Source organism: Rhodanobacter sp. TND4EL1, from assembly GCF_054061035.1.
The window spans coordinates 460,775-475,362 of record NZ_JBSSDT010000003.1 but is presented as its reverse complement, the minus strand read 5'-3'; the positions used below and the strand labels follow the sequence as shown (position 1 = coordinate 475,362).

The window sequence follows — 14,588 nt, the reverse complement described above, 5'->3', positions numbered from 1 at the left end:
GTAATAGATCGGCGCGGCGATCACGCCGGGCAGGCCGAAGGCGGCTTCCATCAGCAGCATCGCCACCAGCAGCTCCCACGCGCGGGCGCGGATCTGGGTGCCAACGATGCGCGCGTTGAGGAAGTATTCCAGCTTGTGGATCAGGATCAGGAACACCAGCGCCGCGATACCCACGCCCAGCGATACCGACAGTCCCGCCACGGCGATCGCGGTGTTCGAGATCAGGTTGCCCAGCACGGGCAGCAGGCCGACCACGAAGGTCACCACCACCAGGGTCTTGGCCAGCGGTACGTGGATGCCCATCAGCGGCAGCACGCCGAGCAGGAAGATCGCGGTGAACACGGTGTTGATCAGCGAAATCTTGATCTGCGCAAACACGATGTTGTGGAACGCGTCGCCCAGACGCTGGCAACGCAGGCTGAGCGCCGCCGACAGCGGCCCCATCTGGTGAGTCGGACGCGTGCGGCTGAGCGCCACGATCGCGCCGAGCACCAGGCCGATGATGATGTGCACGAACACGCGCACGGCGCCCTTGCCGGCCAGCTGCAAGGTGCCGGCGTGCTTGCGTGCCAGCTCGACCGCACCCACCCGCAGGTCATCGACACTGTCCGGCAGGTTGTTCACCAGGATCGGCGGCAACTGCTGGCGCGCCTTTTCCACCAGCGGCATCAGTTGTTCCTGCCACAACAACTGCGGATTGCCGACCTCGCTGTGAAACAGGCTGATCGCGCCCAGGATCAACAGGATCAGCAAACCCACCACCACGGCACCGAGAACCGCCACGACCACCATGCGCGCACGGTCCCCGGAAATGCGCCGGCCCAGCAGCGGCACCATCGCCTGGACCAGCTCGAACACCAGCAGCCCGGCCAGCAGCGCCGGCAGCAGATGGATCTCGATGACCAGCAGCAAGGCCGCGGCAGCCAGCACGTAGCTCGCGTAACGAATGGTCGGCGATGGCGTGCGCAAAACGGGCAGGAATGGATCCATGCGTGGGCGGAACCAGGGATGCGGGGGCGCCAGTCTGTCAGCAGCCCGGCCTTGCTGCCAGCCCCGCCATGGGACTGTCGTAGACTTCGTTCATGCTGCTGCACCTGTTTGCCTCGCCGAAGGATTTTCCCGATGTCATTGCGCCTGCCCACCACCCTGCTCGCGTTCGCCCTGCTGGCGGGTTGCGCCACCGTGCCGAAACCCGCTCCAGTCATCCCGGCGGTCACGCCGACGCCGGCCGCCGCGCTCCAGGTCGCCGCCAACGACAACCTCAATGCCGTGGCGTGGAGTCAGAATGCGGTCGAACACGACCTGATCTACCTGCAGACCTATCGCGACGCCCAATCGCGCCTGTTGACCGCGCTGCATGACCGGCACTGGGATGCGCTGGCCAAGAGCGATCGCACCACGCCATTGAAAGGGCTCAAGCCGGCGGTGATCCTGGATATCGACGAAACCGTGCTGGACAACTCGCCGTTCGCCGCCCGCATGATCCAGGGCGGCCGCGAATACAACGAGGCCGAGTGGGCGGCGTGGTGTCGCGAAGAGATCGCCCGGGCACTGCCCGGCGCCGTGGAGTTCACCCAGTTCGCCGCCAAACACGGCATCGCGGTGATCTACATCTCCAACCGTGCCAAGGATCTGGACCAGGTCACCTTGGCCAATCTGCGCAAGGTCGGCCTGCCGGTGAGCGGGCCGGAGTCGTTCCTCGGCCTCGGCACCGTGGTCGACGGCTGCGAACAGGCAGGCTCGGACAAAGGCTGCCGCCGCCAGTTGATCGCCAGGCACTATCGCGTCTTGATGCAGTTCGGCGACCAGGTCGGCGATTTCATCGATGTGCCACTGAACACCGTGGACGGACTACACAAGGCGGTCGCCGACTATCTGCCGTGGATCGGCACGCGCTGGTTCGTGCTGCCCAACCCCACGTATGGTGCGTGGGAGGCCGCCATGTTCGGCAACGACTGGTCCGAATCACCCCAAGAGCGCCGACGGAAGAAGATTGACGCCTTGCACGCACACTGATGTAGCTAGCTAAATCAATAACTTGCAGAACAAAAGAAAAGTGTTGCCTCAGCTTCTGCGAATCGTTAAGATCTCGTGTGCCAACACCTGCTGACCAAATGATTTGCAGGCAAGGCCATTTCCCTTCCGGCTCTGCCGGATTTCCCCGCGAGGCCAACGCCCGCGGGGTTTTCTTTTTGGGGCGGTCGCAAAATCCTGCGCCCGCCCTTGTCTCGACCTCGCCGCGACCCTAACCTTGCGCGCTCAACCGCCAGGCGGCGTTCCTGCGTCCGCCCTTTTGCGAGAACCGAATCGATGCGCCTGCCCTCCTTGCGTCACCTCCTGCTGCCCCTGTTCGCCACCATGCTGCTGGCCGCCTGCCACGGCAAGGACGATCCTGCGCAGCCGGGCGGCAGCACGCCGGAGGCGGCGCTGCAGTCGTCGGTCGACCTGCTGAAGACCGGCAACATCAACGGTTTGTGGAAGCACCTGTTGCCACCGGCGGACTACGCCAACATGCGTTCGGATTGGGCGTTGCAGCAGCGCCAGGCGCAGCCGGCCAGCGCGGCACAGCGCGCGCGTTTCACCGACAGCATGCAGAAACTGACCGCGCCGGGCGCGGAAAGCACGCTGTATGCCGAACTGCAGCCGAAGCTGGCCGCCATGCAGCAGCAATACCAGGATCAGGTTCCCGTGCTGCTCAGCGTGGGCGAAGCGCTCCTCAAGCGTTCGATCGCCCAGAGCCAGACCCTGGCGCAGGCACAGAAAACCCAGGCGGACAGCGTGCTGGACGCCTTGCTGCCGTGGGCGCAGCAGGCGCCGTGGTTCGACCAGGCGCGCGCGAAACAGGCGATCGGCGTGGCCGTGGCCACTGCGCGCAAGCTGGACCTGAAGGATCCCGACCAGTTGCAGACCCTCGACTTCGACACCAGCATGACCAAGTACGCCACCGCTTGGGTCGGCCTCAAGCAGCTGCTGGCGATCTACGGCCTGCCGATTGACCAGACGCTGGATTCGGTCCGCTTCACGCCGGTTTCCAACGGCAACGGCCATGCCGTGGTGAAGATCGACTACACCCTGCTCGGCAAGCCGCAGTCGACCGAGGCGTCGATGGTCGAGGAAGGCGGTCGCTGGTACAGCGAAGACCTGCTGCAGAATGCCCGCCGCTCGCACCAGCAGTTGCAGCAGCAGGCAGCGGTCGCGGCCACCGCGGCCGTCGCATCCCGTCCCGTAACAAAAGACTGATCCGGGCACCCGTTAGAATAGGCCGATGCCCATGATCAGTACCGCGGATGCTCCGGCCCGCCAAACCGCACCCTGGTGGTTCAACCTTGCCGGCCAGTTGCTGCAGCCCTGGGTTCGCATCCGCCGTGATCCGGCCGAACCGGCGACCCTGCTGCAGGCCGGCGTGCCGGTCTGCTATGTGATTGAGAGGGACGGTTTCTCCGACGCGCTGATCCTGCAGCGCGCCTGCCGCGAAGCGGGCCTGCCCAGTCCGATGCAGGCGTTGTCCGGCACCCGCCGACGCCGCTCGGTGTTCGCACTGACGCGTCGTGACGGCTGGATCTTCGGGCGCAATCGCAAGCGCGCGGCCAGCGAACCGCTGCGCCAGCTGGTGCATTCGCTGGAAGGCCGGCCCGAACTCGACGTGCAGCTGGTACCGGTATCGATCTATGTCGGCCGCGCGCCCAGCCGCGACTCCGGCTGGTTCCGCGTGCTGTTCTCCGAAAACTGGGTGATGGTCGGCCGCTTCCGGCGCATGTTGGCGCTGCTGCTGAACGGTCGTGACACGGTGGTGCATTTCTCCGCGCCGGTGTCGCTGCGGCACATGCTCGACGAGTCCGGCACGATTGCGCCGGAGCGGTTCGCGCGCAAGGTCGCCCGCGTGTTGCGCACCCACTTCCATCGCATCCGCGCGGCCGTGATCGGCCCCGACCTGTCGCACAAGCGCACCGTGGTCGATGCGGTGCTGAACGCCGAACCGGTGCGCGCGGCAATTGCGGCCACCGCCGCCAAGGAAAAGATCAGCCAGGCCAAGGCCTGGCGCAAAGCCCACAAGCTGCTGCTGGAGATCGCCGCCGACTATTCGCACCCGGTGGTGCGCTCGGCCTCGTTTCTGCTCAGCAATTTCTGGAACAAGTTGTACGACGGCATTGCCATGCACCACTTCGACAAGGCCCGCGCCGCCGCGCCCGGCCACGAAGTGATCTACGTGCCTTGCCACCGCAGCCACACCGATTACCTGTTGATGAGTTACCAGCTGCACGTGTCAGGCGTGGTGGTGCCGCACATTGCCGCGGGCGTGAACCTCAACCTGCCGGTGATCGGCTCGATCCTGCGCCGCGGCGGCGCGTTCTTCCTGCGCCGCAGCTTCCGTGGCAACGCGCTGTATTCGGTGGTGTTCAACGAATACGTGGCGCAACTGATCGATCGCGGCGTACCGATGGAGTACTTCATCGAAGGTGGCCGCTCGCGCACCGGGCGCCTGCTGGCACCGCGCGCCGGCATGCTGGTGATGACGGTGCGCGCGTTCCTGCGGGCGCCGCGTCGGCCGGTGTTGTTCCAGCCGGTCTACATCGGCTATGAAAAGCTGATGGAAGGTGCCTCCTACGCCGGCGAACTGAGCGGCAAGGCGAAGGAAAAGGAATCACTGATCGGTCTGCTGCGCGGCCTCAAGGTATTGCGCCAGCGCTATGGCCATGTGGCACTGAATTTCGGCGAGCCGATCGAGCTGACCCCGTTGCTGGACGCCGCCAGCAGCGACTGGCGCAGTGCGGGCGCGGACTCCGACGCCAAGCCGGAGTGGCTGAATGCCGTCACCGATCAGCTGGCCGAACAGATCCAGATCAACATCAACCGCGCCGCCGACGTCAATCCGATCAACCTGCTGGCGCTGGCCCTGCTGGCCACGCCGAAGCACGCGATGGCCGAAAGCGACCTGCTCACCCAGCTGGAACTGAGCAAGTCGATGCTGGAGGAATTGCCGTATTCGGACCGGGTCACGCTGACCCCGATGAATCCGGCCGCGATCATCGCCTACGGCGAACAGATGGCATGGATCCAGCGCGTGCAGCACCCGCTCGGCGACGTGCTGACGGTGAACGCCGAACAGGCCGTGCTGCTCAGCTATTTCCGCAACAACGTGCTGCACCTGAACGCCACCGCCGCCTGGGTGGCCTGCTGCTTCCTCAACAACCGGCGCATGGCGCGTGCCTCAGTGCTGCGACTGGGTCGGATCATCTATCCGTTCATCCAGGGCGAACTGTTCCTGCCGTGGGATGCCGATGGTTTCGTGCAGCAACTGGAAGCCACCATCGATTTCTTCGTGCGCCGCGGCCTGCTCGAGTGCACCAACGAGGGCCGCAGCCTCGAACGCAGCCCCGGCCAGGACGATGGCGCCTTCCAGCTCAAGGTGATCGCGCGCAGCCTGATCCAGGCGTTCGAGCGCTACTACATCACCATCGCCGCGCTGGCCAAGAACGGTCCGCACACGATGAGCGGCGGCGAGCTGGAAAGCGCCTGCACGCTGACCGCGCAACGGCTTTCCCTGCTCAACGAACTGAGCGCGCCGGAGTTCTTCGACAAGGCGTTGTTCCGCGGCTTCATCCAGAAGCTGCGCGAACGTCGCATCGTGTGGACCGACCCCGAAGGCAAGCTCGATTACGACAGCGCGCTGGACGCCATGGTGCGCGATGCGCGGGTGATCCTGTCGCGTGAGGTACGCCACTCGATCCTGAAGATCACGCCCGGCGGCGACAAGGAAGCGGTGCCCGACGAGCCAGTCGAAGTCGCTGAGGTCCCGGCGCCGACGGCCACCCTGCCCGAGGACGCTTCCGCCAGCGACCTGCATCAGCGCCATGTCGACGCCGAGCGGCACGAACACGAACGGCGCAGCGGCGACGACCGCCGCGTCGTGCCGCCCGACGCCTGACAACGGCGTTCCTGTAGCATTGCCAGCCATGAACGAACAGCCCAAGACCCCGCCCGAATCGACCACCCACTTCGGCTTCCGCGACGTGCCGGTCGGCGACAAGCAGAAGCTGGTCGGCCAGGTGTTCACTTCGGTCGCACGCAGCTATGACCTGATGAACGACCTGATGTCGTTCGGCACCCATCGCCTGTGGAAACGCCATTTCGTGGCCACCAGCGGCGTGCGCCGTGGCGACCGCGTGCTCGACCTCGCCGGCGGTACCGGCGATATCGCAGCGCTGCTGAAACCGGTGGTCGGTGAGCAGGGCGACATCGTGGTCGGCGACATCAATGCCGCGATGCTCGGCGTCGGCCGCGACCGCATGACCGACCGCGGGCTGGTTTCCGGGCTGCGCTGGGCCCAGCTCAACGCCGAGGCGCTGCCGTTCCCGGACAACAGCTTCGACGCGGTGACGATGGCCTTCGGCCTGCGCAACGTCACCGACAAGGAGAAGGCACTGGCCGACATCTGCCGCGTGCTGAAGCCCGGCGGTCGTGCGCTGGTGCTGGAATTCTCGAAGGTGCAGAGCGAGCTGTTCAGCAAGCTCTACGACTTCCACTCGTTCAGGATCCTGCCGAAGCTCGGCCAGCTGTTTGCCGGCGACGCCGACAGCTACCAGTACCTGGCCGAATCGATCCGCAAGCATCCGGATCAGGAAGCCCTGAAGGGCATGATGGAACGCGCCGGCTTCGGCCGCGTCGAGGTACGCAACCTCACCAACGGCGTCGTGGCGATCCATCGCGCCTACAAGTTCTAGCCGCGCGGGCATGGGCCCGGGCTGATCCAGATCAGTGGCTCGCCGCCACGCGCGGCGTATGTTGGGCTCCCTTTCCCAGCGAGTCCGGCCCCATGTCCCCCGATCTTGTTTCCGATCAGAACACCCACCTTTTCGACGCGCGCGGGGTGGCCCGCCGCTTCCGTCACTCGGCGATCTTTGGCGCCATCGGCGCGCTGCGCTCGGGCGAGACCATGCGCTTCGTCAACGATCACGACCCGATCCCGCTGATCGCGCAGTTGCGCGAGCGCCTCGGCGACAATCTCAGCGTGACCTATCGCCAGCGCGATGCCGAAGCGGTGGTGATCGACTTCGGCATCAGCGGCATGCCGCTCGAGTGATGCGCTACCCGAGCTTCTTCGACCAGGCGCCGGTGATCACCCTGCGTGACCCCCTGGCGGCACTGCTTGGGGCCGCCGAAGACGGCTTGATCGACTACCACTACATCGATGCCGTGCGCCTGGCGGGTCATTCCTGCCCCACCGTGGCCGGTGCCTGGCTGATGGCGCGTGCCGCGCTGCGCGCGCTGTATCCGGACGGTCCCGCCGAGCGCGGCGGCGTCACCGTGGAGATGGCCGGCGCGGAAGACGACGGTGTCAACGGCGTGATCACCCAGGTGTTCACGCTGGTCACCGGGGCAGCCGGCGGCAATGGCTTCCACGGCATTGCCGGCCAATTCGCGCGGCAATCGCTGTTGCGCTTTTCCACGCTGGCAGGCGACACCGGCTTGCGCATCCATCGGCGCGACAGCGGCCAAGGCATCTCGGTGCAACTGGACATGAGCAACGTACCCGCGCCGGCCAACCTGCGCCCCTTGCTGGGCGCAGCACTCGACCCGCACGCCACGCCGCAACAACGGGCGGCCTTCGGACAGGCCTGGCAGGCTCGCGTGAAATCTCTGCTACTGGAGCATGCGGACGACCCGGCCGTGGTCCGCGTGACTGCACTGGCCTGACTGCCACGGCGGCAGCGCAACCACCCTCAGTCCGCCGGCAGGCGCAGATCCTGGCACACCGTGCCTGATTGTCGCGCGTCCCGCTCGTGCTCCTCGTCGCGCCAGCTCTCCCGCAACGCTGCCGCATACCAGCGGCGCATGCCGGGCAGCGCCAGCAGGCGCCGGGCATAATCCGACGCCGCCGCGCCCAGCGTCAGCCCATAAGTCTGGATGCGGAATGCGACCGGTGCGAAGAATGCATCGACTGCGCCGAACCGCGGCCCGGCCAGGAACGGCCCGCCGAATCGCGCCAGCCCCTCGCTCCACAATTCGTCGACACGGGCAAGGTCGGCTTGCAACGCGGCCGGCAACGCGGCGGGAAGGCGGATGCGCAAACCGCAATTCATGCCGCACTGATTGCGCAAGGCGGCAAACCCGGCGTGCATCTCCGCGGCGGCGCAGCGCGCCCAGGCACGCGCATCCGCTTCAGACGGCCAGACGTCCGCATGCCGTTCGGCCAGATACTCGGCGATGGCCAGCGAATCCCATACCACGCGGTCGCCATCGTGCAGGCACGGCACCTTGCCGTTCGGCGAGAAGGCACGAAACGCCTGCCAGCTGGCGCCGTTGCCCTGGGCGAACGCCACCTGCTGTTCCTGGAAGGCAATGCCCAGTTCGCTGAGCAGCAGCCACGGCCGCAGCGACCAGGAGGAATGGTTCTTGTTGGCAATGTAGAGCTGGTACATGGCGCTCAACCCCCAGGATACGAGTCAGTTCTGTTTGCAGGTTTCGATCGGCGGCACGCCCGGGACGAGCCGCCGCCGCGTATTCGCCAGCACCACACCGCCCACGGTCACTGCACCGCCAACCAGGATCAGCGCACTCGGTACCTCGCCCAGCCACAACCAGCCGATCAGCAGCGCAATCGGCGGTGACAGGTAGATGAAGCTGCTGACCCGGGATGCCGACGCACGGTGCACCGCCATGTTCCAGGCCAGATAGCCGACGAAGGTCGGCGCCACGCCCAGCCACAGCAGCGCCGCGATCCGGTGCCAGCTGGCATGACCCAGGGCCAGCGGCAGATCCCAGCCAAACGGCAGCGCTGCCAGCGTGCCGGCAAAAAAGGTGAAGGCGGTGACACCGAGCATGCTGTTGCGTGCAAACAGCAGCTTCTGCCCCACGAAATAGATGGCGGACACCGCCACGCAGACCAGCACCAGCAGGGCTTTCGGATCCACCTCGATCCGTTGACCGCTGGCCAGCACCACCAGCACGGTGCCGGCCAATGCGATCGTCAGGCCAATCCATGTGCGCAAGGCCAGCCGTTCGCGCAGCCACAACGCCGACGTCACGGCCGTGGCAGCCGGCACCAGCGAAATCAGGATCGACGCCGTGCCGCTGGCGATCCGGGTCTCGGCGTAGTTGAGGCACACGTGATACGTGGTGAGGCCGAGCATGCCAAGCACGGCCAGCGCCGGCCAGTCGCGGCGCGGCGGCAGCGCTACCCGTCGAATGCGCAGCAGCAGCGCAAAGCAGCACGAACCGATCAGCAGCCGGGCAAAGGCGATTTCGCCCGGCGTGAAATCCGGCAACGCATAGGCGATCGCCGCATAGGCCGACGACCAGGTCAGCAAGGCGATCGCGATGGCCAGCAGGGCGCGGCCATCGAGACGTTCGGCGTTATCCATCGGGGGAGATCCGGCACAGGGGACTGCGCATCCTAGTCTTGTCATGGCGGGCGGGGAATAATGAGCTTTGTTTCACCGGGCAAATCGTCGTGGGTCCAGCGGTTCCCGCCGCCCGGTGATGACGGTACCCACATCGGCTGACTCGGTCCGCCCCGGCCGGGCGACCGACACGCGTCCCAGCCGTGCCAAACCATGCAATCCAGCGAGCCCTCCATGACCGACAAGCCCGAACAGTCCGCGAACAACGACGGCGCGCCCGCCAACCCCGAGCGTCGTCGCCTGCTCGGCGGCATCGCGATGGCCGGTGCCGCGCTCACCGTGACCGGTTGCAAGCCGTTTGGCGAACGCAGTGCCCCCTCGACGTCGAATGAAGCCGCGGCGGCACTCGATGCGCAGCTGCGCCGGCACATCAAGCACGTGGTGGTGCTCTACGCCGAGAACCGCAGCTTCAACAATCTGTTCGCCCACTATCCCGGCCTGGCGCAGCCGCTGCAGTCACTCGATTCGCCCGCATATCGCCAGCGTGACCGCGACGGCAGCCTGTTCAGCGAATTGCCGCCGATATGGGGTGGGCTGGCACCACGCGAGCAGATCCTGAAGGGACGCCGCTACCAGATCGACGAAGATGCCATCACCGGCTTGCCAAACCGGCCCTTCGCGCTGCGCACGCCCGAGGGTGAAGCGCTGCCGCAGGACGTGATCACCCGCGACCTGATCCACCGCTTCTACGAAAACCAGCAGCAGATCAACGGCGGCAAGAATGACGGCTTCGTGGCGTGGGGCAACACCGGCGCCATGACGATGGGCCATTACGGCGACAACGCGGCGAACCTGCGCCTGTGGAAGCTGGCCACGCAATTCACCCTGTGCGACAACTTCTTCATGGGCGCCTTCGGTGGTTCCTTTCTCAACCATCAATATCTGGCCGCTGCGCAACCGCCGTATTTCCGCGACGCCGACCAGCACCCGGCGAGGATCCAGATCGCCACCGTCGAGGGTGACGATCCCGCCGGCACCCGCCTTGTGCTGGCCGAGGATTCGCCCGCCAGCGCCATGCAGGGCCGGCCGAAATTCGCCTCGCGCGATGCGCTCACGCCGGACTTCTGGGCGGTGAACACCATGGGCCCGGCCTACGCACCGGCATTCAGTCACGACAAGCACGATCCGCAACTGGCCAACCTGGAGGACCACAGCACGCTGCCGCCCCAGGTGCACGCCACCATCGGCGACGCCTTGTCCGATGCGGGTGTCGACTGGGCCTGGTATGCCGGCGGCTGGCAGCTGGCGCTGGACGGCCATGGCGAGGGCGACCACAAGGCTTTTCCGGAAGTGCCCAACTTCCAGATCCATCACCAGCCGTTCAATTACTTCCGCAATTTCGCACCCGGCACCCCCGCACGCCGGGCACATCTGCGCGACGCCGGCGTGGGCAGCCATGCCGACAGCAATCATTTCATCGCGGCGATTGAAGCCGGCACGCTGCCGCCGGTATCGTTCTACAAGCCGCAGGGCGACCTCAACATGCACGCCGGCTACTCCAGCGTGGAGGCCGGCGACGAGCATCTGGCGCAGGTGGTCGAAGCGCTGCAGGCCAGTCCGCTGTGGCCCAACATGCTGGTGGTGATCACGGTCGACGAGAACGGCGGCTGGTGGGATCACGTGGCGCCGCCCACCGGCGACCGCTGGGGACCGGGTTCGCGCATTCCCGCGCTGGTCGTGTCACCGTTCGCAAAGAAGGGCTTCGTCGACCACACGATCTACGACACCGGCTCCATCCTGCGCTTCATCACCCGCCGTTTCGGCCTGCGCCAGTTGCCCGGCCTGAAATTGCGCGATGCCTCGATGATTGCCGCCGGCGGACCGCCGCCGGGCGACCTGACTGCCGCATTGCAATTCACCTGATCCAAGGAAAGCCCATGCGCGATCTGTATCCCGCCATCGAACCCTACAAGACCCACCACCTCGCGGTAGACGCGATCCACACCCTGTACGTCGAGGAATGCGGCAACCCGGACGGCGTGCCGGTGATCTTCCTGCACGGCGGCCCCGGCGCCGGCCTGTCCGCCTATCACCGCCGCTTCTTCGATCCGGCACGCTATCGCATCGTGCTATTCGACCAGCGCGGTGCGGGGCAGTCCACACCCTTCGCCGAACTCACCGACAACACCACCTGGCACCTGGTCGCCGACATCGAGACGATCCGCGAACACCTGGACATCGAACGCTGGGTGGTATTCGGTGGCTCATGGGGTTCCACGCTGGCACTGGCCTATGCACAGACCCATCCCGAGCGCGTGCTCGGCATCGTGTTGCGCGGCATTTTCCTGGGTCGCGAACAGGAGCTGCGCTGGTTCAACGAAGTCGATGGCGGGGCATCGCAGATCTTCCCCGAGCGGTGGGCGCGTTTCCTCGCCTTCATTCCCGAAGCCGAACGCGATTCGATGCTGGAAGCCTACTGGCGCCGGCTGACCAGCAACGACGAGGCAACCCGGCTCGCCGCGGCACAGGCGTGGAGCGCCTGGGAAGGTGGCAGCACCACCTTGCTGCACGACCCCGATGGCGGTGGCGACTTCGAGGACCCCAACAAGGCCGTCAGCCTGGCCTTGATGGAAGCGCACTACTTTCGTCATGCGATGTTCCTGCAACCGGACCAGCTGCTGCGCGACATCGAGCGCATCCGCCACGTCCCCGCCACCATCGTGCACGGCCGTTACGACATCATCTGTCCGGCGGTGAGCGCCTGGGATCTTAGCCAGGCCTGGCCCGAAGCCAGTCTGCACATGGTGCTGGCGGGCCACAGCGCAGCTGATCCGGCGATCGTCGACCAGCTGGTGCAGGCGACCGATCGACTGGCTGATCGACTCGCCTGAATCGTCGCCCGGGTCGCGGGACGGGATCGTCGATTCCGCCGCCACCTGCTCCAGACCTGCCGAACGCAGGGCTGCCGCTGGCAAGGATCACTCTACGGCTTGGTGGCTTCGGCCGGAATCAGATCCGGCTGTGATTCATACCAGTCGCGCGCATGCAGCAGGTGGAACTGGCGCTTGCCGTCAGCCAGCGCCACGCCCAGACCGAGAATGCCCCAGCGCGCGTAAAGGTCGCCTGCCGGTTGCCCGTCGCGGATGCGCAGGTGCGCATACAGGTCGACGCGCTGGTTGCTGGCCACCAGATGGTCGATCACGAAATCGCCCTTCTGCACCTGCACATTCGCTTTCGCGGTGGCCTGCCCCGCATTGATCACGCTGGCGATCCACTTCGGAAACGCGCTGCGATCGGCAAACAGCGACAACAGCAGGCTCACGTCCTTCATTGTCATGCTGGCACTGCCGCGCAGGCGCATCGGGCGATTCCAGTCCAGTTGTCCCTGCTTGAGGGTGACGCGCGTCCACCAGGGCGGGTCGTTCGTGCCCTCCACATGCACCCCGTCCAGCCCCAGCGTGAACTCGTCCAGATCGAACGTGTGTCCGTCGCCGCGTTGCGCCAGCGCAAGTTGGGTCTGCAGGTCGAGCTGACCGGTGAGACGCGACACGCCAAGTGCAAGCCGGGCGTCCTTGCTGCGCATCCGCAGCTTGCCGTTGCTGATGTCGCCATGACCATTCACATGCAGGTCCGAGTCCAGCGTGCCGCTGCCGGCAAGAAACTCCAGGCTCTTTCCCGGCAGATAGCGGTTGTAGGCGCGCAGATCGGGAATCTCGGCCTGGGAGAAACGCATGCGGGCGTCCAGCGTGTCGCTCTGCCGGGCGAGGTCGGCGGCGGACTGCGTGGTGACTTTCAGGTTGCGCCCACGCAGAAAGGCCGTGGCCGAGGAATTCGCGCGCGTCACCATGAAGCGATCCACGTCGAGCGTGGTGTCGATATGCGCGGACTTGCCGGTGCCGCTGGCCTCGGCATGCGCCCGCGCCTCCCCGGCAAAGACGTTGCCCAGCACCTCCGCGCGCAAGGCGACGCGCGGCACGTCGAGGGTGCTGCCGGACGCAATGTGGCCCGCGTCGAGTTTCAGTGCCACATCGATATCGCCTTCGCCATCCAGATGCAGCCACGGCTTCGACGCGAGCAGCGGCTCCAGCCATGTCAGTGAAGCGAAATGCCAACGCGCGTCGACCGCACCCGAGATCCGGCCCAGCTCCTCCGCCATGGGGCGTGCGGGAAGCAGATCCCGACCAGCCCACTGCAAATCTGCCTGCAACTGGTTCATCGTCTTGGCGTTGGCCGCGCCCGATGGCGGCGGCACGCGCACGTGAACGTTCACCACCTGGGGCTCCACGTTCAGATCGAATTGCCCGCGTCGGCGTTGCTGGGTTCCATCCGCCTCGGTGATCGCCACCGGCGCATTCCACTGCAATTGTCCGCCAGGCAGCAGGCTGCCACGATCAAACCCGAGCTCCGCGCTCAGGTGACCGGGCAACGCCGATACGGCGACCGCCCGACTACCCTGACTATTCGCCCCCAGCGCCAGCGCCCGGGTGGCGGCCTCGATCTTCAGCTGACCGTGAGCGCGTTCGGCCTTGCGCCATCCTCGCGGGATGTCGTGGGTGAACGCATCGAAGGCGAAGCTCGCCGAGAGCTTTCCATCGTGCAGCAGCGCCCAGCGGCCGTAGCTGACTTTCGCCCCGGACATCGCGACGTGCGAGGGAAAGATCCGGGTCGCGCCACCGCGCAGCTGATGGGTGAAGACCAGCTTCCCCGCACCGTCGCCCTCGACGAGCAGTTCGCCCCAGCGAACCTGGCGCAATGAGGAAGTCTGCACGCCGTCGACTGCAAGGTGCCAGGCATCGCTGCGGAATGGCGGCGGTTGATGATCGACCGGTGACCGCTGCAGATTCACCGTCACCTCCACCGCCCGCACCGACACAAAGCGCAGTTCGCGCGTGAACAACGGCAAGATCGCAATGCGACCGCCCGCCGATGCGCCATGCGCATGCCACAACAAGCGGTGCGCGTGTCCATTGAGGTTGAGATCATGCACATGAAGCTGTCCCGGCCACGCCGTCCACGCCCAGGCCCACCGCGCCTGGAAGGTCGCCGGCTTGCGATTGACGATCGCGTTTGCGGCCGTGTTGAGAAACACGTTGCCGATCACGAGGTACACCACCCACAGCACGCCAAGTATCCACAACAGGCGGCGCATGGCGGCGGGAGGTTGGCGCATGGAATTCAGCTCCGGAACAAGAGGTCCAGCATACGGGACCGGTGTGATGACCCGGTGCAGCGCATGGCCCAGCCATC

Annotated in this window: 12 protein-coding genes; 8 read left to right on the top strand and 4 right to left on the bottom strand. The window is 66.1% G+C overall.

Translation table 11 applies throughout. The features are described from left to right. On the bottom strand, window positions 1-990 hold a 990-nt coding region (locus ACVWWQ_RS13810), incomplete at its 3' end, for an AI-2E family transporter (RefSeq protein ID WP_457383435.1). A gap of 132 nt (window positions 991-1,122) precedes the next feature. On the opposite strand from ACVWWQ_RS13810, the gene ACVWWQ_RS13805 reads away from it, so the two are divergent. The 6 genes from ACVWWQ_RS13805 (at window position 1,123) to ACVWWQ_RS13780 (ending at window position 7,695) form a co-directional block, all read left to right on the top strand. Next, on the top strand, window positions 1,123-2,016 hold the full coding sequence (locus tag ACVWWQ_RS13805; protein WP_133948626.1) for an HAD family acid phosphatase: 894 nt from the start codon (window positions 1,123-1,125) through the stop codon (window positions 2,014-2,016). Between the two features lie 294 nt (window positions 2,017-2,310). Further along, entirely contained in the window at window positions 2,311-3,240 is a 930-nt protein-coding gene (locus tag ACVWWQ_RS13800) for a hypothetical protein (protein ID WP_133948628.1), read from the top strand. Window positions 3,241-3,271: 31 nt separating this feature from the next. After that, complete coding sequence (gene plsB, locus ACVWWQ_RS13795) at window positions 3,272-5,926, top strand: glycerol-3-phosphate 1-O-acyltransferase PlsB (protein WP_133949354.1); 2,655 nt, start codon at window positions 3,272-3,274, stop codon at window positions 5,924-5,926. A gap of 28 nt (window positions 5,927-5,954) precedes the next feature. Next, window positions 5,955-6,722, top strand: coding sequence for a bifunctional demethylmenaquinone methyltransferase/2-methoxy-6-polyprenyl-1,4-benzoquinol methylase UbiE (ubiE, locus tag ACVWWQ_RS13790; RefSeq protein ID WP_133948630.1), 768 nt, complete (start codon window positions 5,955-5,957; stop codon window positions 6,720-6,722). A gap of 92 nt (window positions 6,723-6,814) precedes the next feature. Then, complete coding sequence (locus ACVWWQ_RS13785) at window positions 6,815-7,081, top strand: DUF2249 domain-containing protein (RefSeq protein ID WP_099653011.1); 267 nt, start codon at window positions 6,815-6,817, stop codon at window positions 7,079-7,081. Further along, complete coding sequence (locus tag ACVWWQ_RS13780; protein ID WP_133949356.1) at window positions 7,081-7,695, top strand: FmdE family protein; 615 nt, start codon at window positions 7,081-7,083, stop codon at window positions 7,693-7,695. Before ACVWWQ_RS13785 ends, ACVWWQ_RS13780 begins: the two co-directional genes overlap by 1 nt. A 26-nt stretch (window positions 7,696-7,721) precedes the next feature. On the opposite strand, the gene ACVWWQ_RS13775 is transcribed toward ACVWWQ_RS13780, so the two are convergent. Then, window positions 7,722-8,420 (bottom strand): glutathione S-transferase, encoded by a 699-nt coding sequence (locus ACVWWQ_RS13775; protein ID WP_133948632.1) that lies wholly within the window; start codon window positions 8,418-8,420, stop codon window positions 7,722-7,724. A 24-nt stretch (window positions 8,421-8,444) separates the two neighbouring features. After that, the gene (locus ACVWWQ_RS13770; RefSeq protein ID WP_099653014.1) at window positions 8,445-9,362 is read right to left on the bottom strand and encodes a DMT family transporter; all 918 of its coding nucleotides are present in this window, start codon (window positions 9,360-9,362) and stop codon (window positions 8,445-8,447) included. A gap of 213 nt (window positions 9,363-9,575) precedes the next feature. Between ACVWWQ_RS13770 and acpA the strand changes: the two genes are divergently transcribed. Next, complete coding sequence (gene acpA / locus ACVWWQ_RS13765; protein ID WP_133948634.1) at window positions 9,576-11,264, top strand: acid phosphatase; 1,689 nt, start codon at window positions 9,576-9,578, stop codon at window positions 11,262-11,264. 14 nt (window positions 11,265-11,278) lie between these two features. Then, window positions 11,279-12,232: a prolyl aminopeptidase gene (gene pip / locus ACVWWQ_RS13760; RefSeq protein WP_133948636.1), complete on the top strand. Its 954-nt coding sequence runs from the start codon at window positions 11,279-11,281 to the stop codon at window positions 12,230-12,232. Between the two features lie 92 nt (window positions 12,233-12,324). On the opposite strand, the gene ACVWWQ_RS13755 is transcribed toward pip, so the two are convergent. After that, on the bottom strand, window positions 12,325-14,511 hold the full coding sequence (locus ACVWWQ_RS13755; protein ID WP_133948638.1) for a hypothetical protein: 2,187 nt from the start codon (window positions 14,509-14,511) through the stop codon (window positions 12,325-12,327). Between the last annotated feature and the right edge of the window lie 77 nt (window positions 14,512-14,588).